The following is a 14429-nucleotide window of genomic DNA, read 5'->3' on the forward strand; positions in this document are numbered from 1 at the left end:
TTGGGGGACTAAAGAAGGCGTTGGAGTAGCCCGATGACAATGATTGCAACTGCACCGGCATCTCGCATCATCGCGACGAAAGAGGACGTGGAAGCGTTCGCCGGGTCGTGCGTGTGGCTGCGATCTCAATGGGTGCACTTCACAACGTTGTTTGAGGGTACGGACCTTCAGCGCGAGCTTTTGGAGAGCACCGCTCATACGTTCTTCTATGATCTCAACCACATGTTCATCGAGCATTTGGTTCTTCATATTTGCCGGCTGACCGACAATGCTGAATCGCTTGGCCGCGAGAACCTCACCGTAAAATTCCTGATCGAGCATTCGGATTTCTCGAACGCGACGTGGACCGCATCGAATTCCAGCGGATCGGGCAAGGCCGCGCGACCAGATTTGGCTTCCACTCGCCGCCCGCTCCCGCGTTCAAGAACACCACGAGCGTCTTGCCGCGCGCGTAAGACTTACCGTTCTTCCGCTTGTGGTCAATCTGCGTCAGGATCAGTACTTGAAGATCAACCGCCGGGCCGCCGTCGTTCGCCGGCACGATGATGTGTTCCGTCACCCACGCGTCTGCCGTCACGGTGTCGTAGATGATTCCGTCGCCGCCGTTCGGATCGGTCGTCGCGGCGACTGTGATCCGACCGGGCGACCCTCTCGCGTGCTCCAGAACGGCGAACACAACCAATTCGTCAGAAGCTCACGCGGGAGCATGTTGCCGAAGTTCAGAATCTTTTTTCCAGTATGGAGTAGCTTCGGCTGTCGCGCGAACTTCTCCACCTCCTTCAAGCCAACGGTGAGGTTCTTAAGTCTCTTGGTCGGGAGTTTCATGCCCCGCGTCCTGCTTGTGCTCATCAGTGCGAGCGTCCGACGCGTTTGATCGCGACTGATGGCGCCCGCCGGATCGTTTGGTTCGTATACTCATGCGACTGAGTACTGGTCGGAGCGCGTTCGGATGATGCAGGAGTGGTCTGATTATCTCGACCAGTTGCGGCAGGGCGGAACTGTCCTGTCGTTTCCGATGGGCATGGGCGCCGCGTAGATCGCTGGTAGTTCTATTGGGGGGTGATTGGTCACCCCTTCGGCATCAGTCAGCTTTAGGTATCGCGGTGATGTATCGGCAGTGGAGCGGAAACGTCTTCCGAAAAAAACTCCTGAAAGATCCTGAACAGCCGGCCGCACGGCTGTGAACGACCCTGCGCGAAGACTCGATAAGGCAAAAATAAAGGGACCCGATAGCTAGAAATAAAGTCGTGCCACCGAAACACCGCGCTCGTTGAGAGAAATGAAACTGTCGCGGCCGCTGTTCATTGACGAAATAGAGGGCCGGGAGCAAAAACGGTTGTGCCGAAGGGGCGGTGCTCGGCGCTGGCCCACAGTCTCTGGACTGGTCGCCGCGTCTCCGGGGCAACGGGTAGGTGCGGGGTCGTCGCGGTCCGTGACAAAGGGGTCGGTCGTGGCGTTGCAGATTGCGCGCGGGCAGAGGTCGCGGAAACGTACCAGCATGCTGCGCGCGGCGCTTGGCTTGGGCGCTGCGCTGACGCTGGCTCTGCTGGGATCTCCGGGCGAGGCGCAGGCGCAGGCCTGCATAACGAGCGGCACCAATCAGGCTTGCACCAATTCGGTCGCCATTTCAGGCGGTAACATTGGTATTGCGGACACCGCCACCCTCGCCCTCACCAATAGGTCCACCGGCAGCGTCAGTGGAACCGGCGGCTTTGACGAAATTGGCTACGGCATCCTCGCCGGCACGGCTAACGTGAGCAACTGGGGCAGTATCTCCGGAACCGGCGGCGCAGGCGGCTTTTTCGGCGACGGCTACGGCATCTCTGCCAATGGCACCGCCACCGTGAGCAACTGGGGCAGCATTAGCGGAACCGGTGGCGCGGGCGGCTCTTTTGACGGCAACGACGGCCGCGGCATCTCCGCCGGCACCGCCACCGTGAGCAACTGGGGCAGCGTTAGCGGAACCGGTGGCGCGGGCGGCCCTCTTGAGGGCGGCGACGGCCGCGGCATTTCCGCCAGCGCTGCCACCGCGAGCAACTGGGGCGGCATTACCGGAACCGGCGGTGCGGGCGGCACAAACGGCGGCTCCGGCCGCGGCATCGACACCGGCCCTTCCGCTTACGTCGGCAACTGGGGCACCATTACCGGAACCGGCGGCGCCGGCACCTCCGGCAGCGGCGGCTGGGGCATCGGCATCTCCGCCACCACCGCCAACGTGAGCAACTGGGGCAGCATCTCCGGAACCGGCGGCGCGGGCGGCACCTTCGGCGGCAACGGCTACGGCATCCTCGCCACCACCGCCAACGTTTTCAATTGCGGCACCATTACCGGAACCGGCGGCGCAGGCGGTGGTCTCGGCTACGGCATCTTCACTTATGGTACCGCCCATGTGACCAACTGCGGCACAATCTCCGGCAGCACGGCGGCGCTGAACCTCACCAACAAGGCCGACACCCTGACGCTGCTGCCCGGCTCGAAGATCATCGGCGCCATCAACCTCGGCGGCGGCGGCGACACCGTCAATTTCAGGGTGGGCAATCAGAATCTTACCTTCGATACGCTCGCCGGCGCGACCATCACCAGCAACGTCCCGTTCGCGGTTTCGGGCAATCGGGTCGCCACGATCGACCCCACGCCCTTCGCGATGACCGACCGCAACCTGATGGATGTCACGCGCGCCGTCTCCTCGCTGCTGGGCGATCGCCTTGGCGACATGGGCATCGGAGCAGCGGGTCCGGCGCTCACCTTTGCGGGCGAGAGCGGCGCGAACGCACGGATCGCTGACGCCTTTGCCAACATCCCCGGCTCGTCGGCCTATGCCCCGGATGCAGCGGTGTTCAAGAACCCGACCGTGCAATATTCCGACGGCACGAGCGTGTGGGGGCGCGGCTTCGCCGGCGAGCGCGTGCAACAGGCCGAGGATACGCTGCTGCGCACCGTCAATCAGTTTTATGGCGGCATGGTCGGCGGCGACTGGCAGGCGCAGGCCAACCTGCGGCTCGGCGCCTTCATCGGCGCGGGCAGGACGCGCTCCAGCGAAGACCTCACCATGGGCGGCAATGAGGGCGACCTCGTCTTTGGCGGGCTGTTCGGACGCTACGCCTGGGGCGCCTCGTTCCTTGGCCTCGCCGTGCAGGGCGGCCACTCCAGCACCGACACCAGCCGCAACATCAACAACAACCTTGCCCTGGGCGGGCTCGAGACCGCCAAGGCGAGCTATAACGGTTGGTACGTCAGCCCGGAGGCGAGCTATGGCCTGCATTACGGGCTCGGTAGGCTGGCGGGCGCCTCCTACACGCTGACACCGAGCGTGAAGCTGCGTTATCTCTATGCCTCGTTCGACGGCTATACCGAGAGCGGCACGAGCGCGCCTGTGACCGTCGGCACTCGCGCGGTGCAGGGCTTCGAGGAACGCGGACAGCTCAAGCTCACGCGCACGCAGATGTTTGCGCCCACCGAGGCAATCATGACCAACATCTACGGCGGCGTGCTGGGCTTGCAACGCGCAGGCCGCACCACGGTTGACGCCATGTTGCTCGGTCAGGAAATGCCCTTCGCCACACTGGGCAAGAACGATGTGTGGGCCGGCTTCGGCGGGGCGGGCTTGGATATCCGCACCGGGCAGGTCGCGCTGTTCGGCTCGGCGGAATATCTCATTTTATCCGACTCAAGCTCCGTCATCAGCGGCCGGGGCGGCATCCGCCTATTGTTCTGATTTCGGACTTTGCGAGCTTGTTGGCATGAACGGGCAAATTTATCGCTTGAAATCTCGTAAGCTTATGTACGTGAGTACGGCTCCCTCTTGCGCCCCATTTTCTCAAGACTTGGCGCTCACGATTGACCGGCCGCTGCCTCCGCCGCTGTTCCGCCGCCTGAAATCTCCTGCGATGACGCAGCCGGCGCGATGCGCGACGTTGCGCGGCATGGCGGGACCGAGGCTCTCGGCGCGGCGCACAGAAGGTCTGGGCCGTCCGCGATAATGGCACTACAAGAGGTGACACCCGGCCTGCGAGTGTTGCCGCCTTGACGCCCTCTTCGACGCACGGTTCCTGCTCGATGCCTGCCAGCCGGCAGTGGCTGCCGGTTGCGGCGAGTTTCGCCGTATCGATCCTGATCGTCCTGCCGTCCCTTCCCGGGCGCATGAATGCCGATGCGCTCGACATGTATGGCGAGGGCTTGGGCGCGCCGTTCCACGACTGGCATCCGGTCATCATTCCCTGGCTGTGGCGGCAGCTCGGGGCGTCGCCGCAGCTGATCGCGCTGGAGACGATCCTTGTCGCCTTCTGCATGGTCTATGCGGTGGTCGCGGTCCTGCGGGCGAATGGGGTTGCGCCGCTCCGGGCGCTGATCGCCGCGGCCGCCTTCGCGCTGTTTCCGCCGGTGTTCGGTTATCTGGCTGCGGTCTCCAAGGACACCTGGCTAGCAGCCATTCTGGTGGCGATGTTCGCGCTGGCTTCGACGTCAAAAGGCGAGGTCGCCGCATCGGTCCGCGGGCTTCTCGCCGGGCTGGCGCCGTTCATTCGGCCCGAGACGATCCTGCTTGCCCCTGTGTGGGTCTGGAGCGAATATGCGCTGGCCTCGCGCAAAGGCGTGCGCCTCACCGTTGCGCTCGGCGCCTGCGCCTTTGCCGCGCTCGCCTTGACCTGGCTGGTCAACGAAGTCGTGAAGCCGGACCGCCGCCAGCCTGAAAGCGCGATCTTCCTGTTCGATCTCGCCGGCATTTCGGTGCGCACCGGGGAGCTGCTGCTCACGCCGGCGAGCTTTCCCGCACAGGATCTAGACGTGCTCAGGCGCCATTACCGGCCCGCGACCATCGCGCCGATCGCCTGGGACAAGCCCCACAGCGAGACGATCAGGTTCGTCCGCGGCGACGATCTCGCCGAGGTCCGGCGTCGCTGGATCGGCGCGATCCTCGCTCATCCGCTCGCCTATCTCGAGACCCGCGCTGGCGTCGTTGCGCCCTATCTGCGCGGCTACTGGGGCTTTCATCCACGTATCGACGCAAACGACGAGATCCACCTCTTCTGGCCGCGCCTGCACGAATTCGTCAACGCCTATCTCTGGGCGGTGCCGCCGGTCCTGTTCGCGCACTGGCTCCCGCTGCTCGGCGCGCCGCTGCTGCTCCTCGCCCTCTGGCGCTTCAAGCTCGGCGAGGGGCGGCCGGAATGGCGCGTTTATCTTACCCTTGCGATCGTCTACCAGCTTCTCCTGCTGCCGCTGATCAATGCCGCCGACTACCGTTATGGGTTCGTCAGCACCGTGCTATTCTTCCTCGTCCTGACGCTGGCGGCGCGGGACGTCGGACTGCGCCTCCACCGCCAGGCGGCGGCGCCAGCTGGTGCCAGCTCAAGTCTGGAGTGTGAGATGACGGATCCGAGCCGACGGGGGCATTGGGAGGCGGTCTATTCCAGCAAGGGCGAGCAGGAGGTCAGCTGGTTTCAGGACAGTCCCGAACCCTCGCTGTCGCTGATCGCGCTGACCGGCGCCGGACCGTCCTCGGCCATCATCGACGTCGGCGGCGGCGCGTCGCGGCTTGTCGATGCGCTGCTGGCGCGCGGCTTCGAGAACCTTACCGTGCTCGATCTCTCCGAAGCGGCGCTGGCGAGTGCACGCCAGAGGCTGGGCCAGCGTGCCGCGCGGGTCGACTGGATCGCCGCCGACGTCACCGCCTGGCAGCCGCAAGCGAGCTACGACATCTGGCACGACCGCGCCGCCTTTCATTTTCTCACCGCCCGCGAGGACCAGGCGGTCTACATGGAGCGGCTGCGGAGTGCCCTTAAGCCAGGCGGCCATGCCATCATTGGCACCTTCGCGCTCGACGGACCGGAGAAGTGCAGCGGCTTGCCGGTGGTCCGGCACAGCGCCGGCAGCATCGCCGCGCTGCTCGGCTCGGGCTTCACGCTGATCGACAGCCGTCGCCACGAGCACGTCACGCCCTGGGCGTCAGTGCAGAGCTTCCAGTTCAGCACCTTCCTCCGCGGCTGACCGCCGGCGGCGGGTCGTCGACATCACGACGATTGCCGGGCCATCCGCGGCACCAGCGCCGCGCGCCGCATTCGTTCGCGATGGGCGGTGTAGAGACCGCTGGCGACGATTACCGCCGCGCCCACGAACGTCCAGGCGTCCGGCACGTCGCCGAAGACGAGGTAGCCGAACAGCGTCGCCCAGATCGCCTGGGTGTAGCTGAACGGCGCCAGCGCGGACGCATCGCCCCAGCGATAGGCCAGCACCACCAGCCAGTGGCCCGAGGTCGCGGCAATGCCGATGCCGGCGCCGATAGCGACCTCCGTCCAGGTCGGCGTGATCCAGACGAAGGGCGAGAGCACCGACAGCGCGACGAAGCCGACCAGCGCCGACCAGGCCATGGTGGTCACGGAAGGGTCGCGGCCGGCGATGTTGCGCGTCACCACCAGCGAGCAGGCCCAGCACAAGGCGGAGCTCACCGCGAGCAGCGCCGCGGGATGGAAGGCGCTGGTACCCGGCCGCACCACGATGATGACGCCGATCAGCCCGGTGAGGGTGGCGAGCCAACGGCGCATGCCGACGCGCTCGGAAAGAAAGATGATCGACAGCACGGTGACGAAAATAGGCGAGACGAAACTGGTGGTTGTGGCTTCCGCAATGGGCAGGAAGCGCAGGGCCGTGACGAACAGCAGCGACGAGCCGACCAGCGTGGCGCCGCGGACGATCTGCGCCAACGCGTGGTCGGTGCGCAGCGCCTTGCGGGGATGAGCGGCGATTACGCCCGGGGCCATGATCAGGACGAAAACGACATAGCGCAGCCAGCCGATCTCGATCGCCGGCAGGCGGACCGCGAGGTACTTGGCCATGGTGTCGGAACTTGCCAGGAAGATGGTGGAGGCGATCACCAGCAGGATGCCGCGCAGCGGTCGATCGTAAGCGGCGCGGCGCAGGTGCGCGGCCTCGATCGCCTCGAGGTCGGATTCGATGAAGGGGGCGGCGGGGCTTGGCTGTTGTGGGGCGGGCGATGGCTTCACGGCGGGGTCCGGCCCCCCGCGGCGTGAATTGCGATTCGCGGGGATCAGCCAAGGCCTGTCCCATGCCGGCGCGGGCCGGGCAACGAAAACCAGCGCGGCTGGGGGCAGCCATGTCGCCATCGCGTGGCTGCAGCAGGCCGTCCGTCCGAATCCGGCTGATCCATTACCCAATTGTAACAAGCCCAACGTCTTCAGTGCGCTATGCTGACGCTGCGGCGCAGCGACTGACCGCACTGGTTCCGGTTCCCAATTGCATGGCGAGCCCTTTCACGCCATAGAACGGAGCCTCCGTGCTGGCACGGTTCGTGCTGCTTTTTTACGCTGCGAGGGTGCCCGCGGCCGCGGGCCAGATGGTCGATGCGATGCTTGATAAATTGCGCCAGTTCATTGCGGACGTGATCGTGCCCGATGGGCGGGGAGAACGTCATTTCGACGAAAGCGATCACCGCCTAGCGGCCACCGCGCTGCTGATCCACGTCATTTCGCTCGACGGCGCGCCGTCCGAAAATACGAAAGATAAGCTTCACAAACTGCTGGAAAATCGCTTCCATCTCGATCCGGGAACTGCGGACCGCTTGATCCGCGACGCCATGGTGGTGGAGGGCGAGGCCGTCGACCTCTATCATTTCACCAGCGTAATCATGCGTTCGGTCGACGAGGTTGGGCGATTGCGAATCATCGAGATGATGTGGGAGCTGGTTTTTGCCGATGGTCACGCCAGCGAATTCGAGGATAACGTCGTCTGGCGAGCTGCCGACCTGCTCGGCATCTCCTCGCGCGACCGGATCAATCTCAAGCACCTCGTTGAGGGGCGCATGACCGCCACCGACGCCGCCTCGTGAGTCAGGCCATGAACCAGATGCTCGATCAGGCGCTGCTGTCGCCGCGGCCCGGCGAGGTCGCGCCGGTCTGCGGCGCGGCTGCATCGACCCAGGCGGTCGCCGAACGGGTGACCCTGCTCACCGGCGCCTCCGCTGGAATTGGCGCCGAACTGGCGCGGATCTTCGCCGCGGACGGGCACCGGTTGGCCCTGGTGGCGCGACGCGGTGACCGACTGAATGCCCTCGCCGAGGAAATCACCAAGGCGGGCGGCCCGAAGCCGCTCACCATCATCTGCGATCTCGGGCGCAGCGATGCTTGCGACCTCATTGCCGATACCCTTGCCGCGGAGAAGGTCGAGGTCGAATACGTCGTCAACAATGCCGGCTTCGGCTTGATGGGCGAGGCGGTGGAGCTGGATCGCGCCGAACAGCTCGGCATGGTCGATCTCAACGTGCGGGCCATCACCGATCTGACGCTACGCTTCGCCGACAGCGTCATTCGCTGCAAGGGCGGCATTCTCAACGTCGCCTCCATCGCCAGCTATCTGCCGGGGCCGCGCATGGCGGTCTATTATGCGACCAAGGCCTATGTGCTGTCCTTCACCGAAGCCTTGCACCAGGAGCTGCGGTCCAAGGGTGTGCGGGTCACCGCGCTGTGTCCGGGACCGGTGCCGACAGAATTCCAGCTTCGCGCCGGGGTTGAGCCTGGCTTCGATTCTCGCCTGCTCAACATTCCCCCTTATGCGGTGGCCATGGCCGGCTATCGCGGGCTGATGGCCGGTCGGCGCGTCGTTCTGCCCGGCTTGGCCATGCGGCTCATTCCGCTGCTCTTGAGATTGGCGCCGCGACGCCTGGTGCTGTCGGCGGCCCATCGGGTCCAGACCAAGCGCTGAGCGGCCGATCATCTCGCGACATCGATGGCCATCGCCTCATTTGCGGGCAGCATTTGCCCAATAAATCTGTTCCGGTTTCGTTAATGAATTCGCTACTACTCTGACTTCCCGGGGTTGATTGTCGCGAAACGATGTCGTCACAGGCCACCCGTTTACAGCCTTCCTGTTTGCAGCCTTCCCGTTCGCAGGCGCGCGCCCTGCAGCTCCCGCCGATGCCGGCCGCTGCCCTACCGGTCCTCATCATTCTGCACCAGGAATGTTCGTCGCCCGGCCGGGTCGGCAACGCCTTGCGTGCCCTCGGCTTCGCCCTGGACATCCGCAGGCCGCGCTTCGGCGACGCTCTGCCGACGACGCTGGCCGGCCATTCCGGCGCGATCATCTTCGGCGGCCCGATGAGCGCCAATGACGAAGCGGACTATATCCGCCGCGAGATCGATTGGATCGCCGTCCCACTGAAGGAAGGCCGCCCCTTCCTCGGCATCTGCCTCGGCGCCCAGATGCTGGCGCGCCAACTCGGCGCGCGCGTTGCGCCACATCCCGAAGGCCACGTCGAAGTCGGCTATTACCCGATCCGGCCGACCGCCGCGGGCCGTCGCGTGGTGCCGTCGTGGCCGGATGAAGTCTATCACTGGCATGGCGAGGGCTTCGATCTGCCGGCGGGATGCGAGTTGCTGGCGGAGGGCGAGGCGTTTCCCAACCAGGCTTTCCGTACCGGCAGTTGTTTCGGCGTCCAGTTTCATCCCGATGTCACGATGGCGATGATGTACCGCTGGACGACCGGCGGTGGCGAGCGCATGGCGGCGCCGGGTGCCCGCGCGCGGGCCGACCACTTTGCCGCCCGAGCGGTGCACGACCTCGCCGAGCGCGCCTGGTTTGGCGCCTTCCTGCACCAATGGTTCGCCGGCGATTGCCGGCCGGCTCCTTCGGAGCCGGTGCTGCTTGAAGCCGCCGAATAGCCGCAGCGGCGCGGCCACGCCCGCCGCGTCGGCGGCTGGCGCGCTGGATTACAAATCTGCGGGCAGAGTCTAAAAGCAGCGAAACGGGAGCGGGGTGGTGGAGCCGAGGGGAATCGAACCCCTGACCTCCTCATTGCGAACGAGGCGCTCTCCCAGCTGAGCTACGGCCCCCCGCTGTTCCGGCGCAAAAGCGCCGACAGGCGCGCCATTTACAATCGCACCCCTTCGCAAGTCAACAAGAAGGTCCGGCCGGCGACCGTTGCGCGGAAGCCGGCTCGAATTTGAAACAGCGGGCTGTTTCTGAAAGGTATTTTGCCCCGGTCGTCCCTTGTTCCTCACGGGGCGAACCGGTAATTTGCCGCCGCGCCCACCGGACGGGCGCCATTTCCGGTTCCCTCGCGGCTCCCGGAGATCGAGCCCCTCCCGCGTCCGGACCGCGAGCCCGACCTGACATGCGCGCAATCCTCGATATCATCCTGATCGTTCTCGACCTCTATGTGTGGCTGCTGATCGCCTCGGCCATCCTGTCCTGGCTGATCGCCTTCAACGTTGTGAATACGCGCAACCAATTCGTCTCGACGGTCGCCGAGTTCCTGTACCGGATCACCGAACCGGTATTGCGCCCGATCCGCAATGTGCTGCCCGATCTCGGCGGGCTCGATATCTCGCCGATCATCCTCATCCTGATCATCATGCTGATCCAGCGGGTGATCACCTATTACGTCTATCCCAACGTGTTCTAAGCCGATGTATTCTCCGCCGATGCGGCGTGGGGTTCTGCAATGACCACCGCCTGGCGTCCGGCCGCAGATGGTCTGATGGTCGCGGTGCGGGTGACGCCGCGCGGCGGTCGGGATGCCATCGAAGGCGTTGAGGCGCTCTCGGACGGCCGCAAGGTGCTCAAGCTGCGGGTCCGCGCCGCGCCCGACGAAGGTGCTGCCAACGAGGCGGTGGTCGCGTTGCTGGCCGGCGCCCTGAAGCTGCGCCGCGCCGACGTCAGCGTGAAATCCGGCGCCACCGCCCGGCTGAAGCAGATCGCGCTACGCGGCGATGCCGCGGCCCTCGCCGAGGCGCTGGCGCGGCTGTGCGGTCAAGATCACTGAGGAGAAGCCATGACGGCAACCATCATCGACGGCAAGATCATCGCGGCTGACCTGCGCGCGCGCGTCGCCGCGGAAGTGGCGCGCGTGGGGCGCGAGCATGATCTCGTTCCCGGGCTCGCGGTGGTGCTGGTCGGCAATGATCCGGCAAGCGAGGTCTATGTCGGCAGCAAGGCCAAGCAGACCCGTGCCGCCGGCATGGTCTCATTCGAGCACAGGCTGCCGGCGGATGTCGCCGAGGTCGACCTGCTGGCGCTGGTCGGCAGGCTCAATGCCGATCCTTCGGTGCACGGCATCCTGGTGCAATTGCCCCTGCCGAAGGGGCTCGACAGCCAGAAGGTGATCGCGGCGATCGATCCCGCCAAGGATGTCGACGGCCTCAATCCGGTCAATGCCGGGCGCCTCGCCAGCGGCTTCGATGCGCTGACGCCTTGCACGCCGCTCGGCTGCATCATTCTCACCAAGACGGTGCGGTCCTCGCTCAGCGGGCTCAATGCTCTCATCGTCGGCCGCTCCAATCTCGTCGGCCGGCCGCTGGTGCAGCTCCTGCTCAACGAGAACGCCACGGTGACCATCGCCCATTCGCGCACGGTGGATTTGCCGGGGCTGTGCCGTCAGGCCGACCTTGTCTACGCGGCGGTGGGCCGGCCGGAAATGGTGCGGGGCGACTGGATCAAGCCGGGCGCCACGGTGATCGATGTCGGCATCAACCGCCTGCCGACCGCTGACGGCAAGACGCGGCTCGTCGGCGACGTCGCCTATGAGGAAGCGTTGAAAGTTGCCGGTGCGGTGACGCCGGTGCCGGGTGGGGTCGGCCAGATGACGGTCGCCTGCCTCCTCGTCAACACGTTGCGCGCCGCCTGCGCCATCCGTGGCCTGCCCAAGCCTGCGGTCTGAGAAGGCATCTCGCGCCTGTCTCACGACGCGGTGTTCTGCAGCAGCCGGCGATAGAAGCGGATCATGTCGGCGTAATTGTCCACGGACAGGCGCTCGTTGGTGCCATGGAGGCGGCTCAGGTCGACCGTCGTGGCGCGCACCGGCTGGAAGCGGAAGATCTTGTCCGTGATTGCGGTGTAGTGGCGCGAATCCGTGGTCGCGACCATCAGTCCCGGCGCCACCACGACGTCGGGAAACACCTCGCGGATTGTCTGGTTGAGCGCACGATAGGCGAAGCTCGCGGTGCCGGTGATCGGCGGCGGATCGCTGCTGCCGGGCAGGGCTGATATGGCGATGCGGTCGTTGCGGATAGCGCGGCGAACCTCGGCCAGCATGGTCTGCCGGGTGTCGCCGGGCAGCAGGCGGAAATTCACTGTGGCGGTGGCATAGGCCGGCAGCACGTTGTCTTGGCGGCCGGCGTGGAAGGTGGTCGGCGCTGCGGTGGTGTGGATCGCCGCGTCGGTGGTGGGGGCCGAGGCGAGGCTGTGCAGCACCAGCGGCTTGAACAGCCAGAGGTTGGAGAGCACCACGCGGCTGGCGAGGTTCATTTCCGGTGCCAGCACGTCGAACATCTCCAGCGTCGGGCGGCGCAATTGCCGCGGCATCGGGTTCTGCTCGAGCCGGGCGAGTGCCATGGCGAGCATGCCGATGGCGGTGTCATGTGACGGCAGCGAAGCGTGGCCGCCGGTGGCGGTGGCCTTGAATTCGAGGCTGACATAGCCCTTTTCGGCGACCCCGATCAGGGCCGCCGGCCGGCTCAGGCCGTTGATCACGCCGTTGAGGATGAGGAGGCCTTCGTCCAGCACGAAGTCGAGCTTGATGCCGCGCTCCGCGAGCGTCGCGGCGATCGCCGCCGCGCCGCGCTCGCCGCTGACCTCTTCGTCCTGGCCGAAGCCGAAATAGACCGTCTGGCGCGGCTTGAAGCCCTCCTTCGCCAGGAGTTCGGCAGCCTCGAGAATCGCAAACAGGCTTGCCTTGTCGTCCCAGGCGCCGCGGCCCCAGATGAAGCCGTCGCGAACGACGCCGGCGAATGGCGGTGCTTGCCAGTCATCCTCGGTGCCCGGCGCGATCGGCACCACGTCCTGATGGGCGAGCAAGGCGATGGGGGCGGCCCTGGGATCGCTACCCTCCCAGGTATAGAGCAGCGCGCCGTCGCCGATGACCTCGCGTTTCGCGGCGGCGTGGAAGGCGGGAAAGTTCGCCTGGATATAGCTGCGCAAGCCGGCGAAGGCTTCGGCATTCTGTTTGGGCTTGGCGGCGTCGGAGATGGTCTTGAAGCGGACCGCGGCGGCGAGACGTTCGGCGGCCTTGACTTTGTCGATGTCGACAGGCGTTAGAGGCGCCACCGTGATCTGACGCGAGGTCAGTCGCACCGTATTGTAGGTGAGAATGGCCGCCGTGGCGACCACGACCGCCAGCAGCACCATCAGCGCGGTGCGCAAGAAGGCGCCGAGTGCATGCTTTCCGAAGCTCGTCATCCCGCGCCGCAGCTTCTTGCAAGGCGCCGCATCAGGTTCGCCTCAGGGTTGTCCACGCCTGAGGTTTATACGCCAGCGGCGTGTGCGGATCACGCGTTCCAGGCGAATGCAACCTTGTCGAGAGTCTTGGCGCCGAATTGTTCGGAGGAGCGGGCCACCATGCGGCCGCCCAGGGCGCGATAGAAATCCACGGCCGGCTCGTTGTCCGTCAGGGCCCAGATCACCATGCTCTTGAGGCCGCTCTGCACCAAGTCGCGCCGGGCCGCGGTGAACAGCCGTCGGCCGAAACCAAGGCCTTGAAACTCGGGGCGGAGATATAGTTCGTAGATCTCGCCCTCGAACTGCAGGCTGCGGGCGCGGTTGCGGCCGTAATTGGCATAGCCGGCAATTTGATCGCCGAAAGCCAGCACGCTGACGCGGCTTCCCTTGCGAATTGCGCTATCCCACCACTGCGGGCCGCGACGATTGATCAGCTTTTCCAGCTCGGCGCCCGGGATGATGCCCTGATAGGCAGACCGCCACGCTTCATCATGCGTCGATGCCACCGCGGTAGCGTCGGAGATCTTGGCATGCCTGACTTCGATGAGGACCGTGCTCATGATGCAATCAAAGCAAGTCGCCGGGTCGCCTTCAAGGTCCATCATTAATTATCAGTTAAGATGTGGATTTCCTGCATCATGCAGGCAGCGATTTGTGCCGAAACGGGACGTTTGCGGCGGCGCGCTCGCGGTGTTGTGCAGCCGCGCGCCATAATTGCCGGGATGGAGGCGCGTTTCGTGACCAGAATCGGCATCGTGCTCGCCCTCTGCGGCGTCCTGCTTGGCGTACAGGGTTGCGTCGCGGGTGCCGAGGAGGCGGTGCGATTCGGCCCGCAGGGTACCGAATCGGCGCCGGACCGCCGTCAGGCCTGGGCGATTCCCGTGCCCGCCCCCGTCATGGCAGCGCGAGCCGTGCTCTTTCGCCCCCCCCCCCGGGCGCGGGTCCGATTCCCCTCGCCGTGATCGCCCATGCCTCGGTCCAAAGCCCGCTGCGCCGCGCCGAACTGCCGCAGCCGGATCATCCGCAGCTGTCGGCGCTCTGGTGGCCCTCGGCGTTGCGGTGTTGGTGCCGGAGCGGCCGGCGCATGGCGTGACCGGAGGGCACTGTCTCGAAGACCAGGGCCGCGCCACCGCCGCCGGCGACCGGCCACGACAGGTCTGCGCCGAAGAGCGGTTGATGTCCGTGGCCGCCACATTCGGGCGCGTCGC

The 14429-nt window shown here is 65.7% G+C and carries 12 protein-coding genes, 1 tRNA gene and 1 pseudogene; 9 read left to right on the forward strand and 5 right to left on the reverse strand.

Features of this window, described 5'->3' with window-relative positions; all coding sequences use genetic code 11:
* Positions 1 to 39: 39 nt before the first annotated feature.
* A pseudogene (locus DB459_RS27545) lies at positions 40 to 270 on the forward strand (hypothetical protein); the annotation flags it as partial.
* Between the two features lie 25 nt (positions 271 to 295).
* Here DB459_RS27545 and DB459_RS09320 read toward each other — a convergent pair.
* On the reverse strand, positions 296 to 676 hold the full coding sequence (locus DB459_RS09320) for a hypothetical protein (protein ID WP_253712579.1): 381 nt from the start codon (positions 674 to 676) through the stop codon (positions 296 to 298).
* Positions 677 to 1498: 822 nt separating this feature from the next.
* Here DB459_RS09320 and DB459_RS09325 point away from each other — a divergent pair.
* Together DB459_RS09325 and DB459_RS09330 are read left to right on the forward strand one after the other, a co-directional pair.
* Positions 1499 to 3715 (forward strand): autotransporter outer membrane beta-barrel domain-containing protein, encoded by a 2217-nt coding sequence (locus DB459_RS09325; protein ID WP_253712580.1) that lies wholly within the window; start codon positions 1499 to 1501, stop codon positions 3713 to 3715.
* 1649 nt (positions 3716 to 5364) lie between these two features.
* Entirely contained in the window at positions 5365 to 5985 is a 621-nt protein-coding gene (locus DB459_RS09330; RefSeq protein ID WP_253713492.1) for a trans-aconitate 2-methyltransferase, read from the forward strand.
* A gap of 23 nt (positions 5986 to 6008) precedes the next feature.
* On the opposite strand, the gene DB459_RS09335 is transcribed toward DB459_RS09330, so the two are convergent.
* Complete coding sequence (locus DB459_RS09335; RefSeq protein ID WP_371926901.1) at positions 6009 to 6998, reverse strand: DMT family transporter; 990 nt, start codon at positions 6996 to 6998, stop codon at positions 6009 to 6011.
* Between the two features lie 362 nt (positions 6999 to 7360).
* Here DB459_RS09335 and DB459_RS09340 point away from each other — a divergent pair, with 362 nt between their 5' ends.
* The 3 genes from DB459_RS09340 (at position 7361) to DB459_RS09350 (ending at position 9668) form a co-directional block, all read left to right on the forward strand.
* Entirely contained in the window at positions 7361 to 7840 is a 480-nt protein-coding gene (locus DB459_RS09340) for a TerB family tellurite resistance protein (RefSeq protein ID WP_253713494.1), read from the forward strand.
* An 8-nt stretch (positions 7841 to 7848) separates the two neighbouring features.
* The gene (locus DB459_RS09345; RefSeq protein WP_253712581.1) at positions 7849 to 8712 is read left to right on the forward strand and encodes an SDR family oxidoreductase; all 864 of its coding nucleotides are present in this window, start codon (positions 7849 to 7851) and stop codon (positions 8710 to 8712) included.
* A gap of 212 nt (positions 8713 to 8924) precedes the next feature.
* Positions 8925 to 9668, forward strand: coding sequence for a glutamine amidotransferase (locus DB459_RS09350; protein WP_253712582.1), 744 nt, complete (start codon positions 8925 to 8927; stop codon positions 9666 to 9668).
* Positions 9669 to 9763: 95 nt separating this feature from the next.
* Here DB459_RS09350 and DB459_RS09355 read toward each other — a convergent pair.
* A tRNA-Ala gene (locus DB459_RS09355) sits at positions 9764 to 9839 on the reverse strand.
* A 281-nt stretch (positions 9840 to 10120) separates the two neighbouring features.
* Between DB459_RS09355 and DB459_RS09360 the strand changes: the two genes are divergently transcribed.
* Genes DB459_RS09360 through DB459_RS09370 form a run of 3 tightly spaced genes read left to right on the forward strand, consistent with a single transcriptional unit; the run spans position 10121 to position 11665 of the window.
* Positions 10121 to 10411 (forward strand): YggT family protein, encoded by a 291-nt coding sequence (locus tag DB459_RS09360; RefSeq protein ID WP_253712583.1) that lies wholly within the window; start codon positions 10121 to 10123, stop codon positions 10409 to 10411.
* Positions 10412 to 10450: 39 nt separating this feature from the next.
* Positions 10451 to 10771 carry a DUF167 family protein gene (locus DB459_RS09365; RefSeq protein WP_253712584.1) on the forward strand — a complete coding sequence of 107 codons (321 nt, stop codon included), beginning with the start codon at positions 10451 to 10453 and terminating at the stop codon, positions 10769 to 10771.
* A gap of 9 nt (positions 10772 to 10780) precedes the next feature.
* Positions 10781 to 11665 (forward strand): bifunctional methylenetetrahydrofolate dehydrogenase/methenyltetrahydrofolate cyclohydrolase, encoded by an 885-nt coding sequence (locus DB459_RS09370; RefSeq protein WP_253712585.1) that lies wholly within the window; start codon positions 10781 to 10783, stop codon positions 11663 to 11665.
* Positions 11666 to 11685: 20 nt separating this feature from the next.
* Here DB459_RS09370 and DB459_RS09375 read toward each other — a convergent pair whose 3' ends face one another.
* Positions 11686 to 13182: a M20 family peptidase gene (locus tag DB459_RS09375; protein ID WP_256519326.1), complete on the reverse strand. Its 1497-nt coding sequence runs from the start codon at positions 13180 to 13182 to the stop codon at positions 11686 to 11688.
* Between the two features lie 89 nt (positions 13183 to 13271).
* On the reverse strand, positions 13272 to 13781 hold the full coding sequence (locus DB459_RS09380) for a GNAT family N-acetyltransferase (RefSeq protein ID WP_253712586.1): 510 nt from the start codon (positions 13779 to 13781) through the stop codon (positions 13272 to 13274).
* Positions 13782 to 14429: the final 648 nt, after the last annotated feature.

Origin of the sequence: Bradyrhizobium sp. WD16 (genome assembly GCF_024181725.1) — a bacterium.
GTDB lineage: Bacteria > Pseudomonadota > Alphaproteobacteria > Rhizobiales > Xanthobacteraceae > Bradyrhizobium_A.

What these genes read in the sequence shown, in the direction of transcription:
- DB459_RS09325 (WP_253712580.1), top strand. Translation starts at nt 1,499, where the DNA reads ATGCTGCGCGCGGCGCTTGGCTTGGGCGCTGCGCTGACGCTGGCTCTG.
- DB459_RS09330 (WP_253713492.1), top strand. Translation starts at nt 5,365, where the DNA reads ATGACGGATCCGAGCCGACGGGGGCATTGGGAGGCGGTCTATTCCAGC.
- DB459_RS09340 (WP_253713494.1), top strand. Translation starts at nt 7,361, where the DNA reads ATGCTTGATAAATTGCGCCAGTTCATTGCGGACGTGATCGTGCCCGAT.
- DB459_RS09345 (WP_253712581.1), top strand. Translation starts at nt 7,849, where the DNA reads ATGAACCAGATGCTCGATCAGGCGCTGCTGTCGCCGCGGCCCGGCGAG.
- DB459_RS09350 (WP_253712582.1), top strand. Translation starts at nt 8,925, where the DNA reads ATGCCGGCCGCTGCCCTACCGGTCCTCATCATTCTGCACCAGGAATGT.
- DB459_RS09360 (WP_253712583.1), top strand. Translation starts at nt 10,121, where the DNA reads ATGCGCGCAATCCTCGATATCATCCTGATCGTTCTCGACCTCTATGTG.
- DB459_RS09365 (WP_253712584.1), top strand. Translation starts at nt 10,451, where the DNA reads ATGACCACCGCCTGGCGTCCGGCCGCAGATGGTCTGATGGTCGCGGTG.
- DB459_RS09370 (WP_253712585.1), top strand. Translation starts at nt 10,781, where the DNA reads ATGACGGCAACCATCATCGACGGCAAGATCATCGCGGCTGACCTGCGC.
- DB459_RS09375 (WP_256519326.1), bottom strand. Translation starts at nt 13,182, where the DNA reads ATGACGAGCTTCGGAAAGCATGCACTCGGCGCCTTCTTGCGCACCGCG.
- DB459_RS09380 (WP_253712586.1), bottom strand. Translation starts at nt 13,781, where the DNA reads ATGAGCACGGTCCTCATCGAAGTCAGGCATGCCAAGATCTCCGACGCT.